General features: G+C 56.3%; 5 protein-coding genes. 2 read left to right on the forward strand and 3 right to left on the reverse strand.

Annotation, left to right across the window (positions count from 1 at the left end):
* The first annotated feature begins 63 nt into the window (after window positions 1-63).
* Window positions 64-1,122: a DNA replication/repair protein RecF gene (gene recF / locus ACILQA_RS09235; protein ID WP_395629435.1), complete on the forward strand. Its 1,059-nt coding sequence runs from the start codon at window positions 64-66 to the stop codon at window positions 1,120-1,122.
* Between the two features lie 5 nt (window positions 1,123-1,127).
* Here recF and clpA read toward each other — a convergent pair whose 3' ends face one another.
* Together clpA and ACILQA_RS09245 are read right to left on the reverse strand one after the other, a co-directional pair.
* Window positions 1,128-3,470, reverse strand: a complete 2,343-nt coding sequence (gene clpA / locus ACILQA_RS09240; RefSeq protein ID WP_395629436.1) for an ATP-dependent Clp protease ATP-binding subunit ClpA — start codon at window positions 3,468-3,470, stop codon at window positions 1,128-1,130.
* Between the two features lie 142 nt (window positions 3,471-3,612).
* Window positions 3,613-3,810, reverse strand: a complete 198-nt coding sequence (locus ACILQA_RS09245) for a DUF1192 domain-containing protein (protein ID WP_395629437.1) — start codon at window positions 3,808-3,810, stop codon at window positions 3,613-3,615.
* Between the two features lie 84 nt (window positions 3,811-3,894).
* On the opposite strand from ACILQA_RS09245, the gene ACILQA_RS09250 reads away from it, so the two are divergent.
* Window positions 3,895-4,893, forward strand: a complete 999-nt coding sequence (locus ACILQA_RS09250) for an NAD(P)H-quinone oxidoreductase (RefSeq protein ID WP_395629438.1) — start codon at window positions 3,895-3,897, stop codon at window positions 4,891-4,893.
* A 9-nt stretch (window positions 4,894-4,902) separates the two neighbouring features.
* On the opposite strand, the gene ACILQA_RS09255 is transcribed toward ACILQA_RS09250, so the two are convergent.
* On the reverse strand, window positions 4,903-5,868 hold the full coding sequence (locus tag ACILQA_RS09255) for an alpha/beta fold hydrolase (protein WP_395629439.1): 966 nt from the start codon (window positions 5,866-5,868) through the stop codon (window positions 4,903-4,905).
* Window positions 5,869-6,078: the final 210 nt, after the last annotated feature.

The following is a 6,078-nucleotide window of genomic DNA, read 5'->3' on the forward strand; positions in this document are numbered from 1 at the left end:
TTGGTTTGGCGATTTTCCGACAAGCGGCTTGACCGGAACATGCCACTATAGCAGGCACGTTATATGGTCCTGTCCCGCCTGTCCTTGAATGATTTTCGCAACCATGCCGCGCTTGAGATCCGTCCCAATGCGCAGTTCATTGCACTTCATGGCTCAAATGGTGCGGGCAAGACGAACATTCTGGAGGCCGTTTCGCTATTGGTTCCGGGGCGTGGCCTTCGCCGTGCTGCCATGTCGGATATGGTCCGCGCTGGCGGTGGTGGTGGATTTGCCATCGTTGCTGAAGTGTCGGGGAATGTAATCGGAACGGGTGTGAGCGCGCAGCAGCCCGAGCGCCGCAAAGTCCGCGTGAACGAGAGTAATGCGTCGATTAACAGCCTTGCGGAATGGCTTTCGGTCATTTGGCTTACGCCCGCGATGGACCGCTTGTTTGCAGACGGTTCATCTGCACGTCGCCGGTTTCTGGACCGCCTCGTGCTGGCACTCAGTCCTCAGCATGCCCGTCACAGCAGCCGATATGAAAAGGCCATGCAGCAGCGGAACAAGCTGTTGTCGGGGACCGTGCCCGCTGACCCGCTTTGGCTGGATGCTCTTGAGCAACAGATGGTGGAGAGCGCCCACGCCATTCAAGCTGCGCGTACCGGCTTGGTTGACGCCCTGCGCGACCAATTGCAAAGCGCGCCTTCGGGGCCCTTTGCGGTTCCGCTGATCAGCCTTGTCGATAAGGCCGGCCCAGCAGAGGGCGATCTGGCCGTGATCTGGCGTAAGGGCCGCCGCCGTGACGCCGCCGCCGGGCGCACATTATTTGGTCCACATCGCGCGGACCTCGACGTCATACATAAGGATTCCGGCCAAATGGCGGAGCAGTGTTCGACCGGCGAGCAAAAAGCATTGTTGCTATCGCTCATCCTTGCGCACGCCGCGTTGGTGTCCGCGCAGCGTCAGGCACCGCCAATCCTGCTTCTGGATGAAGTTGCAGCGCATCTCGATCCATCAAGGCGCGCCGCATTATTTGCGTTACTGGCGGAAACCGGCGCGCAGGTCTGGATGACCGGAACCGAGCCCGAATTGTTCAACGGTATAGGCCCTTCTGCCCAACTGTTGCCAGTCGGGCAGAATTAGGTTCCTTACTCGGCCTTGCTGGCCTTTTTTACGACCTTCTTCTTCGGTGCCTTAGGCTTTGTAGCCTTGGGCGCAGCGGGCGTTACTTCAAAACTTGGTGCGCCGTCTTTCATGTGCACAGCGACTTCGCCGCCATGCACGAGTTTTCCAAACAGAAGCTCTTCCGCAAGCGGCTGTTTGATCTTCTCTTGGATCAGCCGTCCCATTGGCCGCGCGCCATATAGCTTGTCATAGCCACGTTCGGTGAGCCATGCGCGCGCTTCGTCGTCCAGTTTGATGTGCACATTCTGGTCGGCGAGTTGCAATTCAAGCTGCAGAATGAACTTGTCGACAACGCGCGCAACAACGTCCGTGGGCAGATAACCAAATGGCACGGTTGCATCCAGACGGTTGCGGAATTCTGGCGCAAACATCTTTTTGACGGCTTCGTCGCCAGCATCTTCCTTGCTGATGTTATTGCCGAAACCAATGCCTTCTTTCGCCATGTCGCTGGCACCGGCATTGGTTGTCATAATCAAAATGACGTTCCGGAAATCCACGGTCTTGCCATGATGGTCGGTCAGACGGCCATTATCCATGACCTGAAGTAGGATGTTGAACAGGTCAGGATGCGCTTTTTCGATTTCGTCGAGCAACAGCACACTGTGCGGGCTTTGGTCGACGGCATCGGTCAGCAAACCGCCTTGGTCAAAACCGACATAGCCAGGAGGCGCACCGATCAGGCGGCTGACGCTGTGGCGCTCCATATATTCGGACATGTCAAAACGCTTAAGCGGAATGCCAAGTATGGAGGCGAGCTGACGCGCGACTTCGGTCTTGCCGACGCCCGTGGGGCCGCTGAACAAATAGCTGCCGATGGGCTTTTCGGTGTCACGCAAGCCAGCACGGCTGAGCTTGATGGCGCTGGCAAGCACCTCAATCGCTTTGTCCTGTCCGAACACAACGCGCTTCAGATCCGCTTCAAGCGTGCCGAGCGCAGTCTTGTCGTCGCTGGACACCTGCTTTGGCGGGATGCGGGCGATGGTGGCGATAACAGCCTCAATCTCGCGCGCAGTGATGAGCTTCCGACGCTTTGACGGCGCAACCAGCATTTGCATCGCGCCAACCTCGTCAATGACGTCGATGGCCTTATCGGGCTGCTTGCGGTCATTGATGTAGCGCGATGACAGTTCAACCGCGGCCTTAATGGCTTCTGGCGTGTACTTCACCTTATGATGCTCTTCGAATGCGGACCGCAGGCCGGCGAGGATTTTGATGGTATCCTCAATGCTTGGTTCGTTGACGTCGATCTTTTGGAACCGGCGCAGCAACGCGCGGTCTTTTTCGAAATGGTTGCGGAATTCCTTGTACGTCGTCGAACCGATGCAGCGAATAGTACCGCCGGACAAAGCAGGCTTCAGCAGATTGGACGCATCCATCGCGCCGCCGCTGGTTGCACCCGCGCCGATGACCGTATGGATTTCGTCAATAAACAATATCGCGTCGGGCAGCTTTTCGAGTTCGGACACCACGGCCTTTAACCGCTCTTCGAAATCACCACGGTAGCGGGTACCGGCCAAAAGCGCGCCCATATCGAGTGAATAAATCACCGCGGGCAACAATACTTCTGGAACCTGCTTTTCAACGATACGACGCGCCAGACCTTCGGCGATGGCCGTTTTGCCCACGCCGGGTTCACCGACATATAATGGGTTGTTTTTCGACCGGCGGCACAAAATCTGCACGGTGCGATCAACCTCGGCTGTGCGGCCGATGAGCGGATCAATGCGGCCCTGCTTGGCTTTGTCGTTTAGATTGACGGTGAACTGATCAAGCGCACCCTCTTTCTTGTCCTTCTTTGCCTTTGTATCCTCAGGCTCTTCGCCCTTTTGCTCAGAACCCGTGACCGGGCGCGGCTCGGCAAGCTTGCCGTCCTTGCCAATGCCATGGCTGATATAGGAAACCGCGTCGAGGCGGCTCATATCCTGCTGCTGCAGGAAATAGACGGCGTAGCTTTCGCGTTCGGAGAACAGGGCCACGAGGACATTGGCGCCCGTCACGACATCTTTGCCCGAGCTTTGCACGTGCAATATCGCGCGCTGAACGACGCGTTGGAAACCGCTGGTGGGGGAGGGGTCTACCTTGCCTTCGACCCGCAAGCTTTCGAGTTCGGTGTCGAGATAGGTGATGATGATGTCGGATAGCTCGCCCAGGTCGACGCCGCATGCCTGCATGACCTTTGCCGCATCAGCATCATCGATGAGCGCGAGCAGCAAATGTTCAAGCGTCGCATATTCATGCGCACGGTCGCCTGCGTGTTTCAATGCGTTGTGAAGCGTTGCTTCCAGCGACTCCGCAAATGATGGCATGTTATCGTCTCCCTTAAATGAGTCGCTGTCGCTTGAGCACTATATTGGCGCGGCCTTCTTTGCTTTCAAGCAACATGAGGCAGATAACGGTTTTCATCCCCAGATTCTTAATCCTGTGGGACCGATTTGCGCCATCGGCCGATTATTTTTTGAACAAAGCGTCGGCAACAGTGCGATGTTTGCTGGCAAAGGCTATCTTGCCCTCACAGCGCGCAATTTCCGCCTTCAATGCAGCGATGCGGGTTTCAAGTTCCGCAACAGAAAGGGCATCAATATCTTGCTTCACAAGATTATTGAGTGGGTCGTCCCGGCGTAACGGTAGATTGTCGTCGATTTCCATGGTTCATATTTTACCCATGAGCTGTTGCTGTCAATATGATGCTTCCCTAAAAGGCATCTCAATTGACATGGGGATGCAATACACATGGAAAAACTGCCTGAATTGATGACGGCGATCGAAATTTCGACGCCGGGTGGCCCTGAAGTATTGATCGCGGCAGAGCGGCCAGTGCCAAGCCCTGGCGATGGTGAGCTGCTTTTGAAGGTTGCCTTTGCCGGCGTAAACAGACCCGATGTCATTCAACGCAAGGGTCTATATCCGCCGCCGCCAGGCGCGAGCGATCTGCCCGGGCTGGAAGTATCGGGCATTGTTGTTTCGGTCGGTGCGGGCGTGTCCCGCGAGCTTTTGGGCACGCGCCAATGTGCGTTGGTATCGGGCGGCGGATATGCCGAATATTGCATCGCCCGCGCCGACGTTTGCTTGCCCGTTCCAGCGGGAATGGAAATGGCGCAAGCCGCGGCATTGCCGGAAACGCTGTTCACCGTGTGGCACAATGTGTTTGAACGTGGCTACGCGGCGTCCGGCGAAACGATCCTCATCCATGGCGGCACAAGCGGCATTGGAACCATGGCGATCAAATTGGGCAAATTGTTTGATCTCAATGTCATTGTGACCTGCGGTTCGGACGACAAATGCGCCGCCGCAAAGGCAATCGGCGCGGATCATGCCATAAATTACAACAGCACAGATTTTGTCGCTGAAGTAAAAACGATTACCAACGCCACGGGCGTGCATCTTGTCCTCGACATGGTCGCAGGTCCTTATGTTGCGCGCAATCTTCAGTGCCTGCGCGAAGATGGCCGCCATGTGACCATTGCCGTTCAAGGCGGGATGACCGCTGACCTCAATATGGCCTATATCATGTCCCGCCGGTTGATGCTGACCGGATCCACGCTACGCCCGCGCACAAAAGAGTTTAAGGCTTTGCTGGCGCAGGAAATATCAACAACGGTTTGGCCAATGGTGTGCGACGGCGCGTTGCGGCCCGAAATGGACCGGATATTCCCGTTGGCCGATGCCGCTGGCGCACACGCCTATATGGAATCCGGCGCGCATGTCGGCAAAATTCTGCTCGAAGTTTAGGTCCTGACCCTAAGCGGATGGTGGCGGTAAGCCATCCAGCCATGCTTTTACATCGGCAGCGCTCTTCTCCGGAATTTCTTCCATGGGGATGTGGCCGACGCCGGGATAAATAATCAGCTTGGATTGCGGCAAGGCGTCCGCGAACCACCGCGCAGCACTCACGGGGATGAGGTTATCCTCTTCTCCCCACATGATCATCGCGGGCACCTTGATCGCCGCCAGCTTCTCTGTGTTGCCACCGCGCATGTTTTGCACGTTGGCAAAGCGTTTCATGGTCGCTTCGCGGTTGCCAGGATAGCGGTTAAGCTCCCAATAGCGGTCGACAAGCTTTGCGTCGATTTTCGATTGAACGCTCATCGATGTTTTGACACTGGATTCAAAAATGCTGCGTGGGGCAATAAAGCGCGCGGCCTCTTTGATAACCGGCATCCGCATCAAACGGAAACCGATTGGTATATTGCCAGATTTGGCCGAAGGCTGCCCGCTGGCATCCACCAGCAACATCGCTTCGACCTTTTCGGGGTGCGTGAGTGTGTACATCCATGTGACGCCGCCACCCATTGAGTTGCCGCCGATTATGGCCTTTTTGACATTAAGCCGCGTCAGCAATCTGTCGACGACCCCGACATACGTCGCGCTGTCATAGGTACCGGATGGATTTTGCCCGGTAAGACCATGGCCGGGAAGGTCCATCGAAATGATACGATATTCCTTGCCCAATATCTGGACCCATGGCTCCCACGTATGCAGCGACGCGTTCGATCCGTGGATGAGGACAAGAACACGGCCGTCCCGATTGCCTTCATCGCGATAATGAACGCGCAGTCCGGGTTCCAGTTCAGCAAAGCGCGATGCGCTGCTGCTATATTTGGTTTCCATCGCTGCAGCATCGGTATCGGGCGCATATCCCCAGATAAAGACCGCGGCCACCGCGATCACGAGCACAATAACGAGCCATTTGATAAGACGTTTCATTTCTTTCCCCAATCCGTTGCTGGATTGCATGCCAGACGGGCAATGTGCAAGCCCCCACGCGCATTGCCGCTTGCCGATGCGGCAAAGTTCGCCTAATGCGCTGTTCAAGATTTTCAGGCCGCTCCGTAAGGGGCGGCCCTTATTATTGGAGCAAAAGACATGGCCACCCCTTTGATGCCACATGCGACTGCCGCTTGGTTGGTCGACAAT

It is taken from the genome of Sphingorhabdus sp., assembly GCF_044239005.1.
In the GTDB taxonomy this organism is placed as follows: domain Bacteria; phylum Pseudomonadota; class Alphaproteobacteria; order Sphingomonadales; family Sphingomonadaceae; genus Sphingorhabdus_B.

Excerpts from the sequence above, each read along its gene's own strand:
- recF (WP_395629435.1), top strand. The coding sequence starts at position 64 with ATGGTCCTGTCCCGCCTGTCCTTGAATGATTTTCGCAACCATGCCGCG.
- ACILQA_RS09245 (WP_395629437.1), bottom strand. The coding sequence starts at position 3,810 with ATGGAAATCGACGACAATCTACCGTTACGCCGGGACGACCCACTCAAT.
- clpA (WP_395629436.1), bottom strand. The coding sequence starts at position 3,470 with ATGCCATCATTTGCGGAGTCGCTGGAAGCAACGCTTCACAACGCATTG.
- ACILQA_RS09250 (WP_395629438.1), top strand. The coding sequence starts at position 3,895 with ATGGAAAAACTGCCTGAATTGATGACGGCGATCGAAATTTCGACGCCG.
- ACILQA_RS09255 (WP_395629439.1), bottom strand. The coding sequence starts at position 5,868 with ATGAAACGTCTTATCAAATGGCTCGTTATTGTGCTCGTGATCGCGGTG.